Raw genomic sequence first — 24,093 nt, 5'->3', positions numbered from 1 at the left:
TGTAGAAGACCGGCATGTCGGTCTTCGCTTTTTGGACTAAAGTCATTACCCTTGTTTTGCTCCCCATAGTCTTTTGAGCACTATGTTTCAATAATGGTGCTTTCAATAGCAGTGCTTAATCACGCCATCGCCCCGAATCCTCCTCTCAATACACATAAACACTAACTCATTGTTATAAAATATTAATCGAGAGTATTTGTCATTTAAAAAACACCTAAGATAAGATTTTAATCCCCTATTCAGCTCTTTAGTTAAGATGTTAGAATCTCACTACTATACTGAAAGCGAGAAGCTACCCAGCTCCTTCTAAATCAACTACAGATGGGATCTTGCAAGTGTCACAGGCTGTACAGAAAAACTGGCGCCAGAAAGCCGCGCGCTTTACATTATTCTCGTCCCTTGGCTTGATCGCACTTGTAGCAATCGTTGCAGGCCTTGCACTGTGGCATTATGAGCGGCTAAGTATCAATTTCGCCAATCAATTTCTCGCCGCTTACCAGACTAAAATACACACTCTCAAGTTTACGCCTACGAGCCTGACCCAATGGCAGATTTCTCGAGCCGAATTAACGGTAGACAGCACAGAGATAGTCATCTCAGATCTTACTATCTTACTCAATAAAGACACTAAGCTCTGGGCGCTCAAGGCCGGCGAACTGCGCGCTTTATCTGCGGCAAACATAGATGTAAAACTTGCGCCCAGTGCATTGAAATTATCGAGCCAGAGCAACAATGACAGTGGGCCGACTATCGGCCTGAATATCGATGCATTTCCCGAGATTGTGCTCGATAACATCCACATCTCCATTGAAGGGCTTAAGGAGCTCGCGCCAACGCTTCAGCTAGAACAGCTAAGTTTAAACAGGCTGGGCGAGCTAAAAAGCCAGCTCAAGGTGGATCATAAACCACTGCTGTCTTTATCTGCTGAACTCAACCAAAAGCAATGGCATACATCAACTAAGGTTGACTTAACTCTGCTGCAATCTTTTAGCCGTCGATTAGCCGCAGCGGAGCACAGCTTAGAGGCTAACCAGCCCCCTAATGCCATCGCTTCAAATAAGAGCCTATTTGCGCCGCTATATCGACTCACCCAAGCATTAGATGATAAGCACGTCTTACTCGACGCCACACTCGACTCGACGGCCACACTCGATTTGAAAACTGCAGAGCTGAGCTCTCACCATAGTTTGCAGGGAACCCGATTAGTCTTAAACGACTTTGCCAAACTTATTCTGCAACCCATTAGCCTTAACACCAGTCTACAGCCATTAGGCAGACTCGATTTCGAGGTGAACGGTCATATTGCCACTCCAAAGTTCACAATTATGCCCTTTGAGTTGCCCATTAGCTTAGACAAGAGCCTCTATGCTGATCCCCATTTACCTGCAAACATAAACAACGATAAGCAACTTAAACAGCTACTCTCGTTACTCGATAACAAACCGTTCGAGCAAGCCCTGAAGCAACTATATGATCAGCTAAGCCTGACTCGTGACAAAGTTACAGCCAGAGATGGACCCAAACCGAACTTGCGACTTAGCTTCGATGAGGGGTTAAGCTATCAAATCGACCAAGAGGCATTGTCTATACCCAGAGTATCGCTGGCGATAAAAGACAGTAAACTCGAAGCCAACTTGTTAGGTTCAAGCTTAATTTATCAAAGCTTAGCTGCTGACGATTACCAGTTCAGTGCCAATTGGCAACTCACGGCAAAACATCAGCAATCTATGACTCTCAATCGTTTATGGCCTAAATTAGCCGAGCTCCCCTACCGCATTGAGATTGATAAAGCCTCATTAAACATCGGGGGGAGATTCTCTCTTAAGCAGACACAGCAACAAGCAAGTTACACTATCAGCATCGATAGTGGTGCCTTACAGCAAGCCGAGGGCATAACGCTTAGCAGTCCAGTTCAAAATTCAGATACCAACATTGATCCTGGCGCAGATACAGCGCTCGCCACTTCTTATCTAGACAGTAAAATAGGTCAGACGAAGCTCTCTATCGACTCTCCTGTCGAGTACCATTACCAGCAAGGGCAAACTCGGCTGACCATTCCAGCGCTTAGCTATCAAGTCATAGGCGTCGATGGCCATTTACTGTTACATAATGCCCTTGAAGAGAACTATAAACTTCATCTCGATAGCGCCAACATAAAGCTTATGCAGGCTATCCCATTGATGTTTCAATCAAGCGACAAGGATAATGCAAAAAATAGCACTGCCAATAGCGAGAAAAAAACCTTAAAAGCTGATGCCTCATTTATCTCTCAACTGCTAAGCCACACCCTGAGTAATCAAGTTGATATCAGCCTCACAGAGCTGAGCCTCGACAAATCTGGCTATAATCGAGTTCGACATGGGGATGGCGCTAAAAGCAGTAAACACAAGAGACGCCTGATTAAGCAAAAGCTCGCTCAGTTCGAGTCCATAGAGTTAAGCCAAAAACTCCAACTTAAACAGCAACGTATTAACAGTACTGAAAGCTGGCACATTAATGATCTCACCCTCAACAGCCAACATCAGTTCGTACCTGAACGCGATAAGTTAATAAACGACTTAAGCCACTTTCGCTTAACTGGGGACTGGCAATTTGAGAGCGAGTTTGCGCCTATCTTGGCGTTTTTAAGCCAAACTGACAGCTTGCCAGACTCACTGGATATTCAAGGTAATGCCGACTTATCCATGCATTATCAGCTTAATAGAGAACAAAAACTGGCATTTAACCTCACACTCGACCCAAAGGTTAGCGATATTCAAGGCAGTCTTAACAACCTGCCCTTCGATGGCGGCAATATGGCTACCCAATGCCAATTTGAATGGCAGCAAGATAGCAGCAATAAGCGCGAGAGCGCCTTTAACTGCGATAACATCACCCTGTCACTGAAAGCCTTTAACCCGGGTGTACTGATCACCGATATCAACGCCGACGCTGCTATCTCTTTTGCCACCCAGTCCACATCAGAACCTGACAATGAGCTAATGAGTGAGTCTGCCAATAAAGGTGAAGGCACGCAGAACTTGGCCTTAGCGCAGCAGTTGTTAGGCGTAAAGCAGGCATCGGTAGGATTAACAGCACAGGGCAACTTATTGGGTGGTCAGTTACTAATTCCGCAGTTTCAGCTAAACCTTAAAAAACCTTCATCGGCATATTTCGTACTGCAGCAGATAGATTTGCAGCAGCTGCTAGCAATCCAACCCCAAGTTGGGATCTACGCCGATGGTATTTTCGATGGTGTCCTGCCCGTCAATATCGAAAAAGGTAAAGCCAGTATCTCAGGCGGTCGACTCGCAGCACGAGCGCCCGGCGGCCTTATCGCCATAGGCAACAACCCTGCCGTTGAGCAGATGCGCCAGAGCCAACCTTACCTAGAGTTCGCCTTCTCCGCGCTCGAACACCTAACCTATTCAGAGCTTTCAAGCAGCTTCGATATGGACGCCCAAGGAGATGCAATATTAAAGGTCAATGTAAAAGGACGCAGCCGCGGTATTGAACGGCCTATTCACTTCAACTACTCTCAAGAGGAGAACATGTTACAGTTATTGAGAAGTTTACAGATAGGCGATAATTTACAGGATCAGATTGAGCGAGCAGTCAACTAAGCATAGATAGCTCCCAAACAATCAAAGTGTTACTTTTGCCAATTGCATTCACAGACAAAGCGATTGGTAACTCAATTCAGCCTAACCCGATAAGGAAAGGATAAACCAATGAAAACATTGCACAATCCAAAAGTACTACTCAGTGTAATGCTTGCGTGTTATGCGCTAGTCGGTTGCAGTCCAACCGTTAAGATTGAGCCACCAGATAAACCAATAGTGATCAATCTCAATGTGAAGATTGAACACGAGATTAAAATCAAAGTCGACAAAGAGTTAGATCAACTTTTATCTAACGACGAACTGTTTTAAGCAAAGAATTAAAGGAGATCATGATGAAATCAAAATTACTTATCCTTTTTGCAGCTCTATTGCTTAGCTTTAATGCCTTTGCAATTTCACTGCAAGATGCTAAAGCTCAAGGACTAGTCGGTGAACAGCTTAATGGCTACCTGGGTGTGGTTAAAAGCTCTGCCGAAGCCAAGTCAGTTGTTAGCTCAGTCAATGCCAAGCGCAAGGCTCATTACGAGAAGATAGCTAAGAAGAATAGCATCACAGTCAGTGACGTTGCTAAGCTCGCCGCCGAGAAAGCAATTCAGGCCACTAAGAAAGGCCACTATATTCAGAATAAGTCTGGAAAATGGGTTAAGAAGTAACTAAAACTTTGCTAAACGGCCGTTATTCTATAGCGGCTTAGCGGATTAGCTATGTAGCATAAATCAGGCGTCAGTTATCTAAAGTAGGCTTATGTATAGGCTTGATAGTTTCTCATTAAGCCACAACGTTTTGAACTCTCACTTCCCCCTTATAATCCGCCTATGTACCGCTGTAAAGCTATAACGGATAACCTATAGCGAATAAGTTCGACCCGACCCGCTATAAATCAAAGATCCAGATATGCTAATCAAGATCAGTTACTGACTACCTAGGTTCGTCATGGATAAATCGATGAGCATATTGCCGTTAATCAAGCTCGTTTTCACACAGATTCTTTGCTAGAGTGTCGATAAATCAACATGTTGGCATTTCGACGTGTAGATAAATATTTATTACGCCGCTATCTAAATAGCCATGCGCGTTTCGCCAAGGAAGAGATCATTCATGTTCCGTCGCTTTATCGATAAATTCAGTTCAACTTTATATGTCCAGATATGGGAAAACCGGATCCGGGTTGTTGATATTAAAACAAATGTGGTATTTGACGAAAAGCCGCAGTTGCAAGTCGAACAAGGTAAAAATGGAGCCCAAATTGTGACCGCTTTTGGTAACAAAGCCTACGTTAATCCATTAAATCCGTTCTCTCACCCGAGAGCACTCCTTAATGATTTCTTTGTTGCAGAGCGTTTACTGAAAGAGATCATCAACAAATTAGGCGATAACAAGCGGCTAGCACCAGCTCCGCGCCTCATCATTCATCCAATGGAAAAAACTGAGGGCGGCTTAACCATGATAGAAATTAGAGCGTTTAGAGAGATGGCTTTAGGCGCTGGAGCTAGAGATGTTGTTATTCACCAAGGTCATGAACCATTAGTTAACTCAGCAATCTGTTTTCAAGAGCTTGCAAAACAGGAGCAAGAGTTAGCGATAGCGTCTATCAATTAAGCGCTAAGCTAAGCCAATAGAAGCTAAGCTAATAAAAGCAAAACTATTTAAATACTGATGAGAAACTTATGAAAAAAATGCTATTTCAAAACAGGCTATTTAAAAGCAGGCCTTAGCTTCATACAATAAGCATTTATCCATATCGGTACTTAATATATGAGTAGTCCTCTAGGCGGTTTATACATATCTTCGCTTAACCGTAATAAGCAGACTAAGTTTGACTTATCCCGTCGTGTATATATCCGACTCGATGTGACGCTAGAATATAATGGCCAAGTATTGGTTTCACAGTACCGTTGTTTTTATGTGGGAGAGGCGCAAGTTTTTGATACTGAATACGCTTCAATCATTATTAAAAGCAGCTTTATCGACTCTGCAAATTCTCCTTCAATACAATCAGGGTTACTTAACCTAAAGTGTCAGGTTAGTTGTCTGCTGCACGACAAAGAGTTTAACGGACTACAAGAGCTAAACTTATCTCCACATGAACCACTAAGCTGCTTAGTCAATGGTCATGAGAGGCTTAAAATCACCTTGTGTGGCAAACCTATTTAATCGCAAGCGCAATGTTATAAATAATGCTCAACCTACACTTCAACAATTAATTAAGACTTTGATTTTTGACATCTTAGACTGCTAACTTAAAGTGGTTTAAAGTCTTTATCTAACATGGACTCTAATAGTAAAGCCCCCTGCTGATTGACTCTGAACTGGCCATATTTCGCGGCTTCATATCGCTTAGCTTGGCCCTCTTCAAAAAAGTAGGCGTTGCTGGCAAACTTGATTTGCTTGTGGCGGACTCGATATTGAATATTTATGATATCGCTCGATGAAAGCTTTTTTGCTTCAGAGCCATTATCGACAGAGACTAATTGCGCCACTTGGTTTTCATCCAGTTTGACCTGCAATAAACCATCACCCACCTCCATAGCAATTCTGGCTCTCAGTTCGGCGGCAATGGCGTAGTTAAGTGCCATATAATCTCCCTGCATTAAGGAGCGTGGATCGACTGGCGCTAAGGTTAAGCGAACCACCTTACCCTTAGCTAATTGCTGTTCTTTTTGGTAAATGTCCCAATTAACAAATGCCAAAGTCCCTAAAACAGTCGCAATAAGAATATAAACCGAAACAGGTAATTTACACATCATCACGCTCTCCCACTTGCTCTTCCTGCTTCTCTCGAACGAGCTCGCTCTGTTGTAGCTCGCTCTGTTGTAGCTCGCTCTGTTGTAGCTCGCTCTGTTGTAATTGGGCTGACTGTAATTTATTTAGCAATAATTTAGCCAAAAGCAGTAACGAGCCAAGAGCCGCTAACCAGATTGACTTGTCGAGTAATGGCAATTGCAAATTGTAATAATACCAGGCAATAAAGCTAAGTATTCCGACAATACCTAACACAGTAATAAGCCTTTCCTTGACATAAAAACCGATAATCAAGACAAGCAGAGACGCGGACAGCCCCGTCATAGGTATAGAAAGCCCTGCCAATACAAGCATGGCGGCAATGATGCTTAAGCCCTGCTTACTGGTTAGCGAAATGGATAGAAGCCGTAAGCATCTTCTTAACAACACAAGCGAAATGATAAGCGTAGAGATAACAGACAAAGCGCTGGCCCACTCGGCGAGTTGAGGAAACTCATCTCGACCAAATAAATCAGATTGGCTGATTAGCAAAGGGAACTGAATTAGCAGCAGCCACAAAGCGAGCATATAACCAAAGGATCCCATAGCGGCAAAGTGCTTACCTGTTTTGCCATGGTTCAACCAGACTCCGGCAAACAAGATCATGATAAAGCTCGGCATGATCTCAAGCAGCCCTAACTCATAACTGGCACCAACAAGACAAGCTATCATGCCAAAGCTCATCGCATATTGATGACTAGTGTGCTCAATGAAATACCATTGAAGTAATAAGAGCCCACCAAAGGTTAAATACCATGCTAACCCAATATCTTTGCTCAGCTCATGGCTAAACCAATCTGTCATGCCGTAACCTAGAGACAGCAGTCCACATAAACTTAAAGCAAAAGCCATTTGATTTAAAAACAGTTGCTTATCGGATATGCTTCGATAGATAACCAAGGCGAGAAAACTATAAAACACACCCACAACCGTCGCAAAACCTGTGTCTAAGTCATCAAAAAAAAGGTTAAACAAACTGATGCTAAACGCGAGGATAAACAGTGATGCTATCCAAGCTGCAACTGACTGCATAAACTGGATATACCAAGGGCTGCGGTCTTCTACCTCAGGGAATTCTTCTTGGCTAGTTAGATTTAGCTTAAATAAACTAGACCAGAGTTTGTAAAGGTCAGACTCTGATGACGAGAAAAACCTTGCAATAAGCATTTGATTTTTCATCTATTGCCTCCTTTCGAAAATACCCTGTGACGCTGGCGAAGCCATATGGTCAGCAAACTGGTAGTTCCGATAATGCAAAGACCTAGCACTAATAACAAACCAACGGGCTCGTTTCCCTCGAGTACCAAACGAGTTAATAGACTATTGCTGACAGCGACTAAGCTAAAACCACCGATAGCAAGTACAAATATCTGTTTTAATTTCAAATTATAAAGCCAGTATCCCACTGCGATAAGAGCAAAGTAACCCCATAACCAGACACCTGAATTCCAATCGAAGATCTCTTCAATTGCCAACAGTGTTGCACTCACAACGACGACCGAGATGGTAAGCTGTTGCAGTAAGGTCGCTGCAAACCTTTGATGATTATTTGATGACAACTCCTTAGATAAGCCAAGCGTTAAACCTAGTGAGAAGCCTAGCTTGCCACTGAGTAGCAGGCTGGAGACATGGAGTAATAAATTCAGCAGAAATAGTGCCTCTAAGGCGAGATCAAACAAAAAAAGTCGGCCAAAAAAACCTGGAAAGGTTTGATAATAGAGCACGGTGGCAAGGTTCAATAACAAGCCAAATAGTAGCCATAAAAGTTCAGACCCAGCAACCAAAGCAAGTGGAAGTGTGAATAGTGCCCACAGGGCGAACAACTGCCAGGGATCTGCGCCTGTCTGATAGGTCTGGCCAACGAGTGCCAACAGACTACCGATCATGATGGCTAACATCAGCAACACCGCATTTGCCGAGGTATAGCCGAAGCCGAGTTTATCTCTATGATTAATGGCGCGCCAGCGCATGAATACATATAACAGTAGCGTAAAAATAACCGCCGCCTCTACCAAAGCAAATCGAGCAAACAGGCTCATGGTTTGCCAATTTGCCGCCACAAAGAAGACGAGTCCAGTTCCTATGAGTAAGGCTGCAAGCCAGCTAAGGAGTAAATCACTCAAGGCACACCATTGTGTGGCTGTGGGATGATTTTCTGCATTATCCGTTACACAAGTTAACGCGTCAGGGAGTGACGCTTGCGTTATCTTCTCTTGCTTATACCAATGCCACACTGCGGTCTTTAAATTATTCACTCGCTGTTCCTAGATGTTCTAGATCCCTTGATATTTCTACACTTTAGTATCCAATCAATATCTGATTAATTTTATGCACTAAGCTATTTTATCTCAATAAATTGATACTTTTAGCCAAATAAAATAGGCGCACAGTGGCGCCCATTGTCATTGAAACTAGCTAACGATTAACTCAATTAAGCATCCTTACCGCTCTGCTCTGGTGCACTAACGAGCTTATCTTCCGCTGCATCGGCCGCTTTAGCACTTGCCAATTGAGCCTCTTCCATATTCAGCCAAGTCGTAAATAGCTCATACCAAATAGCCAATATCACTGCGCCTAAGAACAAGCCGATAATCCCCGCGGCAATCATACCGCCAATCGCACCAATAAGGATCACAGGCATGGGTACATCGACTCCGCGCCCCATTAGCATCGGCTTTAAGAAACTGTCAGAAATACCCGCAATCAATACCCATACAGTAAATATCGTTGCTGGTGTAGTGTCTTGCGTAGAGAAAACATAGAAAATAATCGGTAATACCACCAACAGAGGTGGTAATTGAGCAATACCCAAAATAAACACGATAAAGGTAAATACGCCCGCAGCAGGAATACTAAAAGTAAATAATGCTGAGCCAATTAGCAAAGATTGAATAAATGCCACGCCAACCACACCGAGCAATACGCTGCGAATGGTTGCCGCAGTTAAACTGGTCCACTCTTCTCCATTTTTACCTACCACTCTCACTGCTACAGTACTCACCGCTGCCGATGACTTTTCGGCGTGAGCCATAAAACCACCCGCAATGGCCAGTGAAATAATAAACATCACCAAGGTACCTAGACTACTGCCGAGCATTCCTGCCGCGGCGCTAACCCCGGTCTTTATTTGCGGTAAGAAATGTAGCACGGCTTTTTCAAGGTTGGTGGCAAACAGTGCCCAAGCCTCAAATAGCTTGTCGCCAATTAATGGGATATCAGCCACCCTTTGAGTCGGCCCAGGGATCTTAATATCGCCTGCTTGCATCACCGCAACCATATGTGAGATCCCTTCAAAGATTGAACTTGAGACAATCCAGAACGGTGCGATAAGTAAGATAATCCCAGCTAACGCCAGTATGGTCGCAGCAAGCCCTCTGCGCCCCTTTAGTGCACGCTCAAGCTTTTGAGTCATCGGCATCAATGCAACCGCAATAATCGCTCCCCAAAGCACTGGGATCACAAAGGGTTTGATGATATCGAAGGTCCAAACAAGCAGCATAAACAGCAAGCCTATTCTAATTGCCGATTCCATCATGTTATTGATAAACAATTTACTTTGATTATGTTGCATTGGATTTTCCATATTAACGTTCCTATTGGGTCTCTTTTTGAGCTAATCCTGCGCTCACCAAACTTGCAACGACAATTGCCATGTAAAACACTCCAGCAATGGCCTCCATATATACTGCGACTTGGGCAAAAGGCGTATTAGGACTAATATCGCCGTAACCTAATGTCGTTAACGTGACAAAGCTAAAGTATGCCATTTGAGAAAAATCCTTCCCCCATGCGCTATGTTCGATACCAGAAAATGCTCCCGGCGATAACGCCAAGATAAGCAAATAAACCAGCGCCCACATGAGCCCAAGAAGTAGAAAAAGTGCTATGGAGCCAACGACTTTGTTGCCGTTAACTGAACCTGTGAAGAGTATTTGACGGGCGATAGAATTAAAGGTGCCCCAAAAAAAGGCAAACATTAAGCCGAGCATAAATAGGTCTATATAGGGGATACTAAAAAAACGTTTTACGATTGCAGTCAACAGCCAAATCAAGATAAGGCCTGACATAAAGCGCTTCCAGTTTGAATCTATCTTTAAGCTAACGACACAAACTAAAAAAGTGACGGTAATAATTCCCTCAAGAAAGGACTCCAATATTCCGTCAGCCACAGATTTAACCAAAGACGCACTCAATAACAGCACTACCAGTGCACAGGTCATATAGTAAAAATTATTCTGTTTATTAATTCTTTTATCAGTCAACTGACAATTCCTTGGCCGTAATCTTTACTCGACAATAAAGCGAACTAAGTCGTTTGGCGAATGCTTCTAATACAATAGCTTAGTTTACCATTTTACGCCTACTGTTTTAACATGTTTGCAACCAACAAAAACTAAATATTACCGTCAACGAGTTTTCTAAGTATATTGCGTCAAAAATAAAAAATAACCCGCGATGATATCGCGGGTTATTTGAATAAAATATAAGAACAATTAGTCCCGTTGCAGAGCCACGATGGGGTCAAGTTTCGCCGCCTTATTGGCTGGATACAGACCAAATCCCACGCCTATCGTCATACAAACGCCAAGAGCCAATAAGATAGAGAAAGGCGACCATGCCACTGGCCAGCCAGCTGCAGACGAAATCACCAGAGCTAATAGTAAGCCTACCGCAATTCCAATAATGCCGCCTGTTGCTGAGATAGCGATACTTTCAATTAAGAACTGACGTGCTATATCTTTGCGTTTTGCCCCTAATGCGCGTAATAAGCCAATTTCTCCAGTACGTTCGAGAATGGTTGCGAGCATGATATTCATAATACCAATACCGCCCACCAGTAAAGAGATCCCCGCCACACAGGCCATAACGATATTAAAGATCTGCTGGGTCTTTTGATGTTGAGCCAGTAGGTCTGCTGGAACCACAATCTCAAAGTCTTTCTCGCCGCCATGGCGCCTATCTAACAGATGCTGCAAACTTTTAGACGCTAATGATGGCTCAGTGCCATCCGTTAAGGCTAGTTTAAAGGCGTCAAGCTCGCTTTCTAACGTATTAAACTGCAGCTTTTTAAGCGCGGTAGTTAAAGGAATAAAAACTTGATTGCGCTCCCCCCCAAGTTTAACCCCTTGAATGCTCGACTTGCTGCCCTCTCTTTCTGAAAGCACACCCACCACGGTAAACCACTGATGATTAATCTTTATCAAACTATTAATTGCATTGCCTTGAGGGAACAAGCTTCTTGCCGCTTCTGGACCCAATACTGCAACTTGTTGATAATAATCTTCATCAGTAGCATTTAGCGTTCGGCCTTCGCCTAAAGGCAGCGCACTTAACTCAAAGTAACTTGGCGTCACCCCTGCAACTTTTGCATCGCTACGGCCTTTTAAGCTGAATAAGCTAAACACCTTTACGTTTTTCTCGGCGCTCCAATTTTCAACAAACGGTAAAGTATCCCTTGCGCTTTCTATGTCTCTAAGGCTTAAGCCGATACTGTGTTCGCGTTCGGACTTTAGCGCCTCACCTTCAGCGCTGCGCGCATTAACCACAAGGTTATTTACCCCCATGGATTCAATCATTTTTAACGCTTCGCGTTCAGCTCCCTCACCCACACTTAGCATTGCTATCACCGCACCAACGCCAAAGATCATCCCCAATAAGGTTAATGAGGTTCTTAGCTTATGATGACGCATTTCATCAAATGCTTGCTTAACCCCCTCCCAATATACGCTAAGAGGTACGGTCGCTTTTTTGCCTTGGATAGTTGTCAGAACCGCCGCGGGTCTATTCTGGGTCATACTCGATTCCTCTTTGGCGGTGTCGTCAGTGCAACCGTATCGCCTTGCTTTAATCCTTCAGTAATAACGGTACGGTTTAGACTGCGATTACCTAGCGTCACGCTTTGTTTGGCAAAGCCTTTTGGCGTTTTAAGGTATACCCAATACTCACCGGACTTTTGAAACAATGCTTGATTAGGCACAGTAATCACATCTTTTGCGTCTAGTGCATGCACCATGGCATTGACCTGTCGGCCAGGCTGCATAATTTCAACCAGGGTTTTGTCGAGGCTAACAGTAATTTGAAAATAATTCACAGGGCTGTCTTGCTCTTTTGCTTTGGCAAGCGCATCGAGCTGGGTCAAAGTGCCTGTAAGCGCAAGCTCTGGATAAGCATCAAGATAAAGGGTAACAGGTTTACCAATTGCTAAACCTAATGCCTCTGACTCAAGTACAAACAGTTTTGCTTGCATTTTAGAAGTATCAGGCAGTAAGCCTATCGCCATGCCCGACCACATCATGTCGCCGGGTATCGGTATTACCCCGTTCCAGCCAGGCTGGGCAACAAACAGGCCATCTTGCGGTGCTACGATTTCCATCTGTTGCAGATTACTAGAGTAGCGGTTCATCTTCGCTTTATGCCCTTGTTGCTTAAGCTTAATCAGCTCTTGCTCGGCATCTGCCTGAGAACCATGCTGACTAATCCCCCAGCCATAGAAATCCATTTTGGCTTTAAGGTAATCTTGGTTTCGCATCTGATCGATAATATCGATTTTGGTGTAAACACGTTCATCTTCACTAAAAAACCTATCGGCGAGATCTTGCTCTTGTGCCGTTAATTTAGTGTCAGTACTGAGTGTTTTATCTATGGTTTTATCTTTTTGCGATTGGATCTGACTATCTAGCCCTAAACGGTCATAGTCGAGTGACTCCATCTCTAAACGAAAGCTCTCTCGCGTACCGTCCATCCGCGCAATGACATCTCCAGCTTTAACATTGCTAAAATTGTCTATGATCCAGGCTAGAGACTGCGGACCTCGAAGGCCTGTGGGTACATTGACTGTGGTTGAGTTACTGGCTTCTAGTTCACCCGATGCTGGAATATCCACTTTAAAATCAGCACGCTCAACTTCAAAGGTTATTACGCCATTAGTGGCAGGATCGCTACACGCACTTAACGCCAGGGTCGCCAACAATAACATACTGCAACCTAAGCTTTTCTTATAGGATTGAATGCCATTACCGTGCACACTCTTTGTTGTAAAAGCGGTTATGTTTATCATGGCAATAATACCTCTTCACCTTGCTCAATCCCTTCGGTAATCACCACTTGCTCTTTACCCATAGCTCCTAAACTGACGTATTGTTTACTGTCGCTAAATAGGCCTGGTTTTATCACATAGGCTTTACCACGATCGTAATGCACTGCATCTAACGACAATAATAACTCAGGGGTGTTATTCGCAATGTCGATACTGATTTTAGCTGTCATCCCCGGACGCATTAAGTCAGAATCCACTTCATCAATACTGGCCACCGCATCAAAGATCACTAGCGGCACATCTTGGTTTTTAATTCTAAACACCGCCCCTAGCTCAATGATTTTGCCATTAAAGGTTTTTTCAGGATTAGCGTCGAGACGGATCTTTAACACTTGACCGACTTGTACCCTGCCCGCTTCCACTTCTGGTATGGTCATATTGACCTGCATGTGTTGCAGATCTGGGATACTCAAAACCGAGTCACCACCATAAATATTTTGTCCTTCCGCTAACTTATTGCCTTGTTGGTCGTTACCGTAAACAACCATACCATCACGGGGTGCGATTAAGGTCAGTGACTTGATTCCTTTATTTAAGGCTGCGACTTCTGCGGCAAACTTTTGCTGATCGCCTTCCAGCATCTTCATTCGCTGCTCAGCGCCTTCGATTTCAAGCTCAATCTTCTGCTTGATTAACGTCACGCGATCGGTAGCGATAATCGCATCTTTTAGGTATTTTTGCTGATCGATAACCGAAACGGTTATATCGGAAATGTCGACTTTCATCTGACTTTTCTCTTGATTCATCTTGGCCTCAGCCAGATCAAGCTTAAGCTCTTCCAGCTTCTTGGCATTACGCAGTTTGGAGGTTTCAATATCTTGTACGGTTGTCGCTAGATTTGCCGATTTAACCGACAAACGCTGGGTCAAGGCAGAGGTATCAAGTTGGGCAACTCTATCGCCTTTTTGCACCTGACTACCTTCGGGTGCTAACATTTTGACCTGATACTGCCACACACGCCTTAATACAGGCGGCTTGAGGTTAACAGTATTGGCTGACACTAATTCCCCCGTCACTTCGATTTGTTGATCTAATACGCCCGACTCAACTTGAGTTACCACTTCATCACCACAACCTGTGAGCAGACTAGATAACACGCATATTGCTATTGCTGTTTGCTTCATGATGAGCTGACTCCTGTTTCGACTAACACGCTCATTCCGGGAATAATGTCCACTCGATCATCGACGGCAAACTTAATCGCGATTTTAAACCAGTTACTATTTCCCCACGCCGCTTGTTTACGCGCTTGACGGCTCACTTGATTAATACTGCCGTTCAGTACAGTGCTCGACTGCGAGTCAAGTCTTAAACGTACTGGCTCCCCAACCGCAATGCGATCAACGTCGACTTCATTAACCCATGCAACCACTTCTAACTCATTCAATGCGGGAATATTGGCGACTTGCCTGCCTATTTGTACGTTGTCTCCCACCGAGTACTTTTTATCCCGCCACGGTTCGCGGCCATACAAAACAGGGCCGGCAATCTCTGCTTTTAACTCTAATTGTTCAAGTCCTGCAAGTGCCTGAGACAGTTCCAGCTCAGCACGTTTTTTATCAATCGCAAGTTGTGATAAAGAGGCTACACGCTTATCTTCAATTTCGGCTAACGCTTGGTATTTTTTTGATAATTCAGACTCAGCTTTGAGTTTGTTAAATTGATTATCAGCGTAATCCTTTGCAGCAATAAAATCGGCTGGAATGGCGGCATCTAATTTGGCTTTTTCTAACTCAAGCTTGGCCTGCTTTAAATCAAATTTTGCCTGTAACAATTGCCCATTGAGTTCAATCGCTTGGCTTTGCTCCTGAGCCGTCACTCTTAACAATGTGCCCTCTAATTGCTCGATACGGCTATCAATCTCACTTTTATCAAAAGTAACTACAATTTGCCCCGGCTCAGCTAAGGTGCCCTCGGGCATCATCCATTGAATTTGATAGCGCCATGAGTCGCCCGCTTTGGGTACGACAAACGCTTGTGAGTTCACCGATGCCACCTGGCCCGTCAACAATAATGGCGTGAGTTGTTTTTGTTTCACAGCCGCTATCGCCGACAGTGCATTTGGCTGAAGATGAGTATTAATATTGGCATCCACTGACTCAGCTAGTGCTAATGGGCTTATACTGCTAGCCAGTAACATTGAGACTGCAAGCTTGCGCTTTTGCCCCGCAAACAGGCTTAGTCGCCCAGTCACTTTATTGTTAAGAGTCACTGTGTGGTTGAAAATTCGATTAGGCAGCATTTTCACCTCGCTCTTCAATCTCAACAATATCACCATCACGCATGCGAATAATTCGCTGGGCGTAAGCGGCTACCTCTTCTTCGTGGGTCACTAAGATGATGGTTTGGCCAGCTTTATGTAACTCAGTAAAAAGCGCCATGATTTCAACCGAAGTTTTGCTATCTAGCGCACCGGTAGGCTCATCGGCTAATAAAATTGCTGGGCGGTTAACTAAAGACCGTGCAATGGCAACACGCTGCCTTTGTCCACCGGATAATTGATTTGGCCTGTGCTCATGACGGGTATCAAGACCAACCCGCTTAAGTAACTCATGAGCATAATCAGTGTCTTGTTCTGGTGAAGCTGAGAACCTTAAGGGTAACAATACATTTTGCAAAGCAGACAAACGAGGTAACAGATGGAAGCTTTGAAAGACAAATCCAATCTCCTTGTTACGCACAGCAGACAAAGCGTCATCATCGAGTTCTGCAACTTCTTGCTCGTTTAAGCTGTAGCTGCCCGACGTTGGCTTGTCTAAACAGCCAATAATGTTCATTAATGTCGACTTCCCAGAACCTGATGGCCCCATGATGGCAACAAACTCATTTCTCGCGATAGCGAAGCTCACCCCATTGAGCGCTTTCACGCAGCTGTCTCCCATGGGATATTCTTTTTTTAATTGATGAACTTTAATCATAAAATGCTCATATGGCTGGATTAGCAAACATCATAGACAAGCTCTAATCATACAGAGAAGAGCGCCGTAGCTATTTGGTTAATCTGCAAAAATTTGTAAATTATCGTCATTATAACTATCGGACAACGATTGTTACCAAATGTTCGGTAGGAACACGTAAATAGGCATCAAACGCGGATCCCGAAAACGTTTAGGAAGGCAAAATGATAGTGAGGTGCATAATGTCGTCCTTGTTTGTTGTTTATTAAATTCCAATCCTTTTGGAATAGGCTGTTCAACTTACCTAGCTGCTCAGTAAAAGACAAGTTGTGACTCTGTAATCAAATATTAACATGAGTAATATTCATAACACCCTATTACAGTTCAAACTTTAAGTCACTGTTTGTACGATCAATTGAGCAGTAGAGGACTCGAATGAGATGATACTGATTGGGGTTAACCTACTAATATGGCCTAATTTAATAGAGTCCCCGCTAAGGTAAACCCTGCCACTAGTGCAAAGAACACCCACTGAAATAACTGTTTAAATGGCGCTTCAAGGCTGCTCATAAAACCGATATAAAGCTGCCAGATGGCGAATAATCCAAAATTAAGCGCTATAAACAGTAAAGTGCCAAAACTTTGCATCTCAGAGATAGCCTCGAAAGCGCAACAAAGCAGAACCAAGGTAGACAGTACTAGAAATACTGATACATAGTGAAATACACAGTTCATAACGGCCTTGGCTCCTGGGTCAAAATCTGCTGCTTTCATCGGCATCAAAAAATGCGTTCGACCATAGGAAAAATGACCAATAGCGGTCAATGCTGCGAAAAGACCAGCGATCAATAAATAGATATTCATGGGTTACTCCAAAGCGCGAGATTACAGGGACCAATAATTAATATCTTGGGAGCTTCCAAGCAATTAATTAAGTAAGTAAGTAGACAGGGGATAGGCTGACAATATTACAGAGCTGTTCTTTTAAAAGTCATAATGAGAAAAGTCGTGTTCACTAAACCATGATTGCATATACCATGATCGCATAAACCATAATTGAATAAGTCATGATTTTAAAACTGAGTATAAAGAGCACACCTGAACTAATAGTAGAGCCAGCCAAGCTTATTGGTGGCTCTACTTACACTTCTGTCAGCACTTCAACTAACTGGCTTAAGCCAGGTCGAGGCAAGTATAATCCCAAGCGTATTACATGGTAACCATAGTCCAATAATCGAGACGCTTTTCTGGCTGGGCCAGAATACTCTTACAAGTCTCTTTATACTTTCCCATTAATGGGCCTAGGCTTTTAGCATTTGGCATTGAAGATTTATGCTTCTTCGCGGCTGCGACAATCGCGGCCGAGACCTGCTCTTCTGTTTGATATTGCTTCGCCAGCTGCGTCGCCTGCTCGCCCGAGAGTGTTAATCTATCAACCACTGCTGCCATCTGAGGAGCATCCATCGCAGAAATCGCATCGGAGGCGATATGGTAATAGGCAGCACAATCGGCAAGCTCGCTAACAAAAGCGTCTTCCGCCTCTCCAGCTTGGCTATTAAAAGAGAGTGCGCTGGCACCCAGTACAATTAGTGCTAGGTTCATCTTTGCAAACATTGAAGGTTATCCTTTTCTTTTAGTTGCTTCTGTTAATTGCTAATAGTTAGCGCTGAGTTCTGTACAGTACTTATTTCTACTTTAGCCTTCAATGAATATCAAGTGCATAGCTGAAGAACTCGTTATCTTTTTTAAATAACAGCGATTCATAGAGTGCCTGAGCCTGACTATTTTCATGGTGGGTTTGCAGGGATAAACTTGCAACATCTTGGCTCTTGGCGTAATCGATAGCACTTAACATTAAAGCGCGACCAATACCTCTTTTACGGGCATGATTAGTCACATACAGATCATTAAGAATGAGGCTGGTTTTAGCCGATATTGAAGAGAAAGTCGGGTATAACTGAATAAAGCCCAGAGGCTGATTTTGGCTTGAGAGTGCAATAAAAATCACCGATGTAGCTTCATGAATTCGCTGACCAATAAAACTACGAGCAAGTGCAAGATCATCGGCTTGCTGATAAAACTGTCGATACTGATTAAACAGCTTCGCCACCGCATCTAGATGTTCAGTTGAGGCTCTGACAACTTTAAACCCTTGTTCCATTGACACTCCTTTGTGATTTATCATCCTTTATTGAACATTCAGTGGCACAGCTTGTGCCACTGATACAGGGCTTAAGCTATTCCTGATAAGCCGATAACTTGTCTTTCAAGCCCTGCTTTACCTCAGGCCATTCGGTATCGATAATTGAATACACCACAGTGTCTCTGATGGTGCCATTATCTAATATTTGATGATTACGTAAGATACCATCTTGATTGGCGCCTAAACGGCATATTGCTTGGCGAGCAACCTGATTCTGAATATGGGTTCTAAACTCTACGGCCATCACATCTAGCGTTTCGAAAGCGTAATTTAGCAACAGTAATTTTGCCTCAGTGTTAACTGCCGAACGCTGAGCACGCTTTGAATACCAGGTGTAACCAATTTCGAGTCGACGATGTTGCTGCTGCCAGTTACAGATCCGAGTGCAGCCCACGATTTCTCCCGAGTAGCGATCACGTACGGCAAAAGCTAAGGCTTCACCTCTCGATTCGGCCGCTAACGCCGTTTCGATATAGGCTTTCATATCGTCTGGATGAGGCGCTGATGTATACCAAAGATCCCATAAACTACCGTCTGCAACGGCAATACTTAATGCGGCTTGATGCTCCAGTGACAAAGGCTCTAGGACGATATGCTCACCCACTAAACTGGTTTCTCTGACTTCTTCGTTCACCACAACCTCCTGAATTATAATTCTTCTACGCTAGCATGGTAACTGGCTCATTTTAAGCAAATTCTTGATGAAATTAGCTCAACTCCTAGGCATTATCTTTATCATAATAATTAGGATAAAGCGCTATAAATATCGAGCGAAGCTCTTGCCATCTTTAAGTGTTTTTGTTGGAGCTTTAATCGCTGGAGTACCTAGATAGAGAAAACCTACAATTTGATCCCTGGCTTGTAACCCAAGTAATTGATGCACATTGGCATCGAAGGCCAACTCTCCAGAGCGCCATATGCCACCTAATCCTTGAGCAAATGCCGCTTGTTGCATCGCCATCACTGCGCATCCGGCTGCAAGTTGTTGTTCAAGCGCTGGGACTTTAGGGTGTTCAATTACCTTAGCCACCACAGTGATCACCATCGGCGCTCTCAGGGGCATATTCTTTGCCTTAGCAATATAATCCTCATCGGCTCCTTTCGCTTGCAGCGCTTTGACAAATACCTCACCAAGTCGAGTGAGCCCATCCTCCTCGGCAATAATAAACTCCCAAGGTGTCAGACCCGCATGATCTGGTGCACGGGTTGCGGCATCTAAGATCGTTTGTAGTTGCTGTGTATTAGGTGCTGGTGCAATGAGCCTAGGGGTAGATTGACGAGTTAACAATAATTCTAATGCGTCCAACGGATTATCCTTAATAAACGTTCTGAGGGGGAAAGAATGACTTACGTCACAATTCGTGTTCGAGAATATCAATTGGGTAAAAATATTCCACCCATATTTATGAAATTTAACTGACTTACAAAAAGTTAAATTTACCTAAAACGATAAATCCAAAGCTTAAAATACAAAAAATCCCACTTAGCCAGTGGGATCTCGTCAGTTTTGATACTGCTATATTTCGCATCTATATCGATTTAGGCAATACCATTTCGTTTAGCAATATAGTAATCAAGGCTTGTGTAACGCCCTCCTCCCATAAACACTAAAGCCAAAAGCATAAATAGATATGTGATGGCAAATTCAATACCGTTATTTAAGATCACGAAGTTACCAGAGCTGGTTAACCATTCATAATTACCATTTTCTTGTAAAATCTCTTTAGCCTGTTGCAGCTTCTGAGCAGAGGCAAGTACATTCTCATTAGCTAGCCAAGAGCTCGGATCGGCAATCGCCAACCAGCCATTTTCAATATGTACACTAAAAGCTGCGACGAACATGGTGAAAGCTAAAGGGATTGAGATGAGTCTTGTCGCCAAACCGACCACCAGCAATGCGCCGCCAAAAAACTCGGTACCTGCGGCAAGGGCTACCATCACCTCTGGAAACGGTAGGCCTAGACCCCAATCAGGGTTACCAAACCAAGCAGCGGTGTCACTAAAGTGGGAAAGCTTATTGTATCCAGCTTGCATCAATACAGGAGCCAGATACAAACGTAACGCGAGTGGCGCAAGCCCTTCGCCATACTTTAGCATGCTTAAAAACTTCTGATATAAATTTACAAATTGCATTTGATTCCCTCTTCAAATTAATCACATAAGGATCCAGCCTAACGCTACAGCCCCTTGTTTAAGAGTACTTGTCTATATAGACCCTCATTACTAAGACTATCTTTCATCACACTTTTTAATTGCTCTGATTTATTGTTATGCGGTGCATTAACAGATTGATCACTTAGCTCGATAAGATCCGTTATCAAACCCTGTAATTTATTCTTGAATCGCCTTTTTTGCTGACTAGTAGCCAGTCCGTTGAGCCGGATAAGCAGCTCACCAAACTTTTCAGTATTACTGTCGACAGAGGCCTTGTAGATATCCGACTTAATTCTATCCGGTTCAAGCATCAATACCTTTAGACTATGGGATAACGCCGACTGATTACGTCGATTCTTCAAAGCCTGTTCAAAGAGTCTGATCCACTCATGCCTATATTCTAGCCACATATCTAAGGTCGAGGCTCGACTCAAATTGTATTCGTGTATCGCTTTTATTTGCTGTTTAGACAGCTTTCCTATCCATCTTTTTACTCGTTTCTCAATCCGCTTGTCGGCCATTTCGACTAAGGCATGATGATCTTTACCTAAATATTTTTGATTCAACCGTTTTTCATCGACTCTCAATTGCGCTATGACTTGTTGAACTTGGTTATCGGAAAAAGAGCTAATAAGCACGACGAGGGATGGCTCAACAAACACTAAGATCCTAGCCCAATGAGCCTTAGCTTCATCGACCTGTTTAGCCCAAAGAGCTGGCGTTAATGCTTGACTGTCAAACAAGATCAAAAGTTGTGACAACTGCTGTTCATATCTCGGAAGCTCCTCTGAGCGATGCCAAATTAAGAATTCGTTTAGCGTGGATTCAAATTCAATCTGTTGCTGCTGATTAAGGGTAACGTACTCCTCGAGCTTCCACTCGATAACCCAATCCAAAAAGTAATAGCCCATTTTCGTTGAGCAGCCCACGAGGGTCACAAGCAGTAAAACACAGATACAAAACCTCCTCATTTCCCCTCCTTTGACTCTCGCTACTATTTATCTAGCATAGAACATGCTTGGTAATTCCCCCTAACTCGCTACCGACTTTGCTCAGCAAGATAAAGCTTGCGGAGGCTTAATGAAGCCAAAGTTTCCCCTATGACGGGGCTATGCGACACAGCCTATGAAACGTAAATGATGTAACGTAAGTCATGTGAAATGAAGAGTGTGGTGTGAGATGTCAGCAGTAACAGCAATGGTATTAAGAAAGACTGAAAGAGCTGGAAATTAAGAGTAGCTGGCGATTAAATTCCGATACTGATTGGCATAAGTTAAATAATCATCACACAAAAGACTATCTTCCTCATTAATTTCTGTATGTTTTAGACCAAGCTTTTCTAAGCCACAACCATCATCACTATCATAGCCAGAACCTCGTTTCAGACAATCAAATGCCATTTGCAGTGCCCAGCATACAGCGAAGACCCAATACAGATCTACTGCCGCGGGCAGTGCATTACTCGCCTTTGAATTCAAGTTTGGGTGCTCGCTTAAGTAGTTTTTTATCAACCAGCGGCGCTGCTCAGAAGAAAGACTATGACTGGCAATAACCGAGGCTAAATCACACAAAGGGTGAGAGCTGCAAGCATATTCAAAATCGATGCATTTCAGCTTATCTTCAACGACCAAAATATTATATGGATTCAGATCTCTATGGCTAAACTGCAAATTAACCAGACAATCGGCTAACGTTGCTAGCATGTCATCCACTTGCAGACTGAGTGCCGATAGCTGGCGATGTAAACCTAACCAAGTTTCAACCGTATGAGACTTTATCTCCAGCGCACTTAACTGCTGTTGCATCTGCCCTAGTCTATGTTGGTATACCTGCCATTGCTCATCGAATCCCATCACATTGTCAGGAGCTGGTAACTGCCTCAATCCATTGAGTAAGTCCAGCAACTTGTACTCGGCACTCGGCCATTTTACTTGCATAGTAGTAATGGGGTGTGACGAATTTGCTGTAATCAAATCACTCCAGCAGCTTTGCTCATTTTGAGCGAAAAACTCACTAAGGTAGAATTGCTTGTCGGGGCTGATATAAACAAGTTGAGGAGCCAATTTAATCTGACTCGCTAGCTGCCAATTGAGTACTTCATACTGACGGTCGCAGATCTGTGAACTTGCCCAACTGTTGACTCTTAATACCCACTCTGCGGCATGAGGCTTACTTGGGTGTAAGCCTCGAATATAGTAATTTTGATTACTCAGCCCTTGGGTTAACGGTGCGATCAAACTGACTTGTGAAAGCTGTGCTTGCGCAAGGTATGCTGATAATTTGTCCGCTAAAGGGCTGAGCATTTATACTGCGCCAGCTGGTAGAGATTCATCGACAGATGCTTGCTGATCTTTCATCTTACTGCGCCACATCATATAGCCAAACACCACCATTCCAATATAAAGAACAAAAAGAATCGCAGTTAGCATCAAACCTTTACTGACATATAGATAGATAGAAATCGCATCGATAACAAACCAGTAAATCCAATTTTCTAATACTTTCTTCGCAACCAGATAAGTGGTCATCACCGCAAAACAGGTTGTCGCAGCGTCGAGGTAGGGAAAGGCCGCCTGGGTTTGTGTCGCCATAAAGTGACCAATAACCAATGCGATGACCGTGGTCACACCGATTAATTTAAGGTGGGTGGATACTCCCCAAGAAACAATATTGACTCCATCATGCTCCTTGCCTCCTCGCGTCCACATCCAATAGCCATAGATGGCCATCGCCATGTAGTAGACGTTAAGGACTGACTCCATTAGCAATGATACTTTCCAAAATAATACCGTATAGATGGCCGTACTCGTAAAGGCCGCAGCCCAACACCAGATGTTGCCTTTCATTGCCAATATAAGATAAGCCAGAGCCAATAATACCGCCACCGCCTCCCAAGCCGTTAATGCTTGAGCCTCACCAAAAGCGGCCGTAAAGCTATTGACTAATGTTAGCCAAAGTTCTGACATAGAGATGTCCTCGACTTAGCACTATCAAGTGCTTCGCCCATAAAGATTTGTTTATCGAAAATCTAAACATGGCCATAGAATTAATTGAGTTGCTATGGCCATATTATCGGTACTTAAGTTATTCGCTATGACTTAAATTTAGTTCACCGCCAATAAACTTACATACGAATACTGCTTTACCGAACTTTTCATGAGCCGCTTGCATTTCAATCGCAAGCATTGACATCACGTCGCTGTATTCTCCAACGACTTGCGTTGCCATTGCATTGGTAACACGTTGAATATTGTCGTAAGAATCGACACGGGCGATAAACCACTTAATAGGGTCTAAATAGTTATCTTGTAGTGGGTAGCAACTAATTTCTGCTGTTAATTTCATTTTATTGACCTCAGC

General features: G+C 43.5%; 25 protein-coding genes. 5 read left to right on the top strand and 20 right to left on the bottom strand.

Translation table 11 applies throughout. From position 1 onward, the window contains the following. Positions 1-335 precede the first annotated feature (335 nt). The 5 genes from Q1A86_RS10230 to Q1A86_RS10210 all read left to right on the top strand — a co-directional run bounded on the left by Q1A86_RS10230 (position 336) and on the right by Q1A86_RS10210 (position 5,756). On the top strand, positions 336-3,602 hold the full coding sequence (locus Q1A86_RS10230) for a YdbH domain-containing protein (RefSeq protein WP_299806121.1): 3,267 nt from the start codon (positions 336-338) through the stop codon (positions 3,600-3,602). 108 nt (positions 3,603-3,710) lie between these two features. Continuing rightward, positions 3,711-3,911, top strand: coding sequence for a YnbE family lipoprotein (locus Q1A86_RS10225; protein ID WP_220759315.1), 201 nt, complete (start codon positions 3,711-3,713; stop codon positions 3,909-3,911). Between the two features lie 23 nt (positions 3,912-3,934). Then, complete coding sequence (locus Q1A86_RS10220; RefSeq protein WP_220759316.1) at positions 3,935-4,255, top strand: YdbL family protein; 321 nt, start codon at positions 3,935-3,937, stop codon at positions 4,253-4,255. Between the two features lie 445 nt (positions 4,256-4,700). Continuing rightward, positions 4,701-5,201 carry a rod shape-determining protein gene (locus Q1A86_RS10215; RefSeq protein WP_299806115.1) on the top strand — a complete coding sequence of 167 codons (501 nt, stop codon included), beginning with the start codon at positions 4,701-4,703 and terminating at the stop codon, positions 5,199-5,201. A gap of 156 nt (positions 5,202-5,357) precedes the next feature. Beyond that, complete coding sequence (locus Q1A86_RS10210) at positions 5,358-5,756, top strand: hypothetical protein (RefSeq protein WP_299806113.1); 399 nt, start codon at positions 5,358-5,360, stop codon at positions 5,754-5,756. A gap of 86 nt (positions 5,757-5,842) precedes the next feature. On the opposite strand, the gene Q1A86_RS10205 is transcribed toward Q1A86_RS10210, so the two are convergent. The 20 genes from Q1A86_RS10205 to Q1A86_RS10110 all read right to left on the bottom strand — a co-directional run bounded on the left by Q1A86_RS10205 (position 5,843) and on the right by Q1A86_RS10110 (position 24,078). Then, the gene (locus Q1A86_RS10205; protein ID WP_299806111.1) at positions 5,843-6,349 is read right to left on the bottom strand and encodes a GDYXXLXY domain-containing protein; all 507 of its coding nucleotides are present in this window, start codon (positions 6,347-6,349) and stop codon (positions 5,843-5,845) included. Next, a complete protein-coding gene (locus tag Q1A86_RS10200; RefSeq protein ID WP_299806109.1) occupies positions 6,339-7,562 on the bottom strand; it encodes a DUF4401 domain-containing protein in 1,224 nt (407 codons plus the stop codon). Before Q1A86_RS10200 ends, Q1A86_RS10205 begins: the two co-directional genes overlap by 11 nt. Continuing rightward, the gene (locus Q1A86_RS10195; RefSeq protein WP_299806107.1) at positions 7,559-8,638 is read right to left on the bottom strand and encodes a DUF2157 domain-containing protein; all 1,080 of its coding nucleotides are present in this window, start codon (positions 8,636-8,638) and stop codon (positions 7,559-7,561) included. Before Q1A86_RS10195 ends, Q1A86_RS10200 begins: the two co-directional genes overlap by 4 nt. Positions 8,639-8,814: 176 nt before the next feature. Further along, complete coding sequence (locus tag Q1A86_RS10190; RefSeq protein ID WP_299806105.1) at positions 8,815-9,966, bottom strand: AI-2E family transporter; 1,152 nt, start codon at positions 9,964-9,966, stop codon at positions 8,815-8,817. A 10-nt stretch (positions 9,967-9,976) separates the two neighbouring features. Next, positions 9,977-10,645, bottom strand: coding sequence for a potassium channel family protein (locus tag Q1A86_RS10185; protein ID WP_299806103.1), 669 nt, complete (start codon positions 10,643-10,645; stop codon positions 9,977-9,979). 231 nt (positions 10,646-10,876) lie between these two features. Beyond that, on the bottom strand, positions 10,877-12,073 hold the full coding sequence (locus Q1A86_RS10180) for an ABC transporter permease (RefSeq protein ID WP_299806431.1): 1,197 nt from the start codon (positions 12,071-12,073) through the stop codon (positions 10,877-10,879). Positions 12,074-12,174: 101 nt separating this feature from the next. Next, on the bottom strand, positions 12,175-13,359 hold the full coding sequence (locus Q1A86_RS10175) for an HlyD family efflux transporter periplasmic adaptor subunit (protein ID WP_299806429.1): 1,185 nt from the start codon (positions 13,357-13,359) through the stop codon (positions 12,175-12,177). A gap of 77 nt (positions 13,360-13,436) precedes the next feature. Further along, complete coding sequence (locus Q1A86_RS10170; RefSeq protein WP_299806101.1) at positions 13,437-14,603, bottom strand: efflux RND transporter periplasmic adaptor subunit; 1,167 nt, start codon at positions 14,601-14,603, stop codon at positions 13,437-13,439. Continuing rightward, positions 14,600-15,745, bottom strand: a complete 1,146-nt coding sequence (locus Q1A86_RS10165) for an HlyD family efflux transporter periplasmic adaptor subunit (RefSeq protein ID WP_299806099.1) — start codon at positions 15,743-15,745, stop codon at positions 14,600-14,602. Before Q1A86_RS10165 ends, Q1A86_RS10170 begins: the two co-directional genes overlap by 4 nt. Continuing rightward, positions 15,711-16,397 (bottom strand): ABC transporter ATP-binding protein, encoded by a 687-nt coding sequence (locus Q1A86_RS10160; RefSeq protein WP_299806097.1) that lies wholly within the window; start codon positions 16,395-16,397, stop codon positions 15,711-15,713. The genes Q1A86_RS10165 and Q1A86_RS10160 overlap by 35 nt, the downstream gene beginning before the upstream one ends. A gap of 453 nt (positions 16,398-16,850) precedes the next feature. Continuing rightward, on the bottom strand, positions 16,851-17,240 hold the full coding sequence (locus Q1A86_RS10155) for a hypothetical protein (RefSeq protein ID WP_299806095.1): 390 nt from the start codon (positions 17,238-17,240) through the stop codon (positions 16,851-16,853). A gap of 345 nt (positions 17,241-17,585) precedes the next feature. Continuing rightward, positions 17,586-17,990, bottom strand: a complete 405-nt coding sequence (locus Q1A86_RS10150; RefSeq protein ID WP_299806093.1) for a hypothetical protein — start codon at positions 17,988-17,990, stop codon at positions 17,586-17,588. Between the two features lie 88 nt (positions 17,991-18,078). Next, positions 18,079-18,537, bottom strand: coding sequence for a GNAT family N-acetyltransferase (locus Q1A86_RS10145; RefSeq protein WP_299806091.1), 459 nt, complete (start codon positions 18,535-18,537; stop codon positions 18,079-18,081). A gap of 76 nt (positions 18,538-18,613) precedes the next feature. Continuing rightward, positions 18,614-19,213, bottom strand: a complete 600-nt coding sequence (locus Q1A86_RS10140; RefSeq protein ID WP_299806089.1) for a GNAT family protein — start codon at positions 19,211-19,213, stop codon at positions 18,614-18,616. Positions 19,214-19,336: 123 nt separating this feature from the next. Next, the gene (locus Q1A86_RS10135; protein WP_299806087.1) at positions 19,337-19,885 is read right to left on the bottom strand and encodes an NAD(P)H nitroreductase; all 549 of its coding nucleotides are present in this window, start codon (positions 19,883-19,885) and stop codon (positions 19,337-19,339) included. Positions 19,886-20,118: 233 nt separating this feature from the next. After that, complete coding sequence (locus Q1A86_RS10130) at positions 20,119-20,712, bottom strand: DoxX family protein (protein WP_299806085.1); 594 nt, start codon at positions 20,710-20,712, stop codon at positions 20,119-20,121. Positions 20,713-20,756: 44 nt separating this feature from the next. Beyond that, positions 20,757-21,704, bottom strand: coding sequence for a DUF6279 family lipoprotein (locus Q1A86_RS10125; RefSeq protein ID WP_299806083.1), 948 nt, complete (start codon positions 21,702-21,704; stop codon positions 20,757-20,759). Positions 21,705-21,962: 258 nt separating this feature from the next. After that, entirely contained in the window at positions 21,963-23,036 is a 1,074-nt protein-coding gene (locus tag Q1A86_RS10120; protein WP_299806081.1) for a phosphotransferase, read from the bottom strand. Next, positions 23,037-23,699 carry a nicotinamide riboside transporter PnuC gene (gene pnuC, locus Q1A86_RS10115; RefSeq protein ID WP_299806079.1) on the bottom strand — a complete coding sequence of 221 codons (663 nt, stop codon included), beginning with the start codon at positions 23,697-23,699 and terminating at the stop codon, positions 23,037-23,039. It lies immediately after the preceding gene. Positions 23,700-23,817: 118 nt separating this feature from the next. Continuing rightward, on the bottom strand, positions 23,818-24,078 hold the full coding sequence (locus tag Q1A86_RS10110; protein WP_299806077.1) for a YkoF family thiamine/hydroxymethylpyrimidine-binding protein: 261 nt from the start codon (positions 24,076-24,078) through the stop codon (positions 23,818-23,820). Between the last annotated feature and the right edge of the window lie 15 nt (positions 24,079-24,093).

Source organism: uncultured Shewanella sp., from assembly GCF_947497935.1.
In the GTDB taxonomy this organism is placed as follows: Bacteria; Pseudomonadota; Gammaproteobacteria; order Enterobacterales; family Shewanellaceae; genus Shewanella.
Note: the sequence above shows the minus strand (reverse complement) of the source record. Positions and strands in the feature narration are given on the sequence as shown.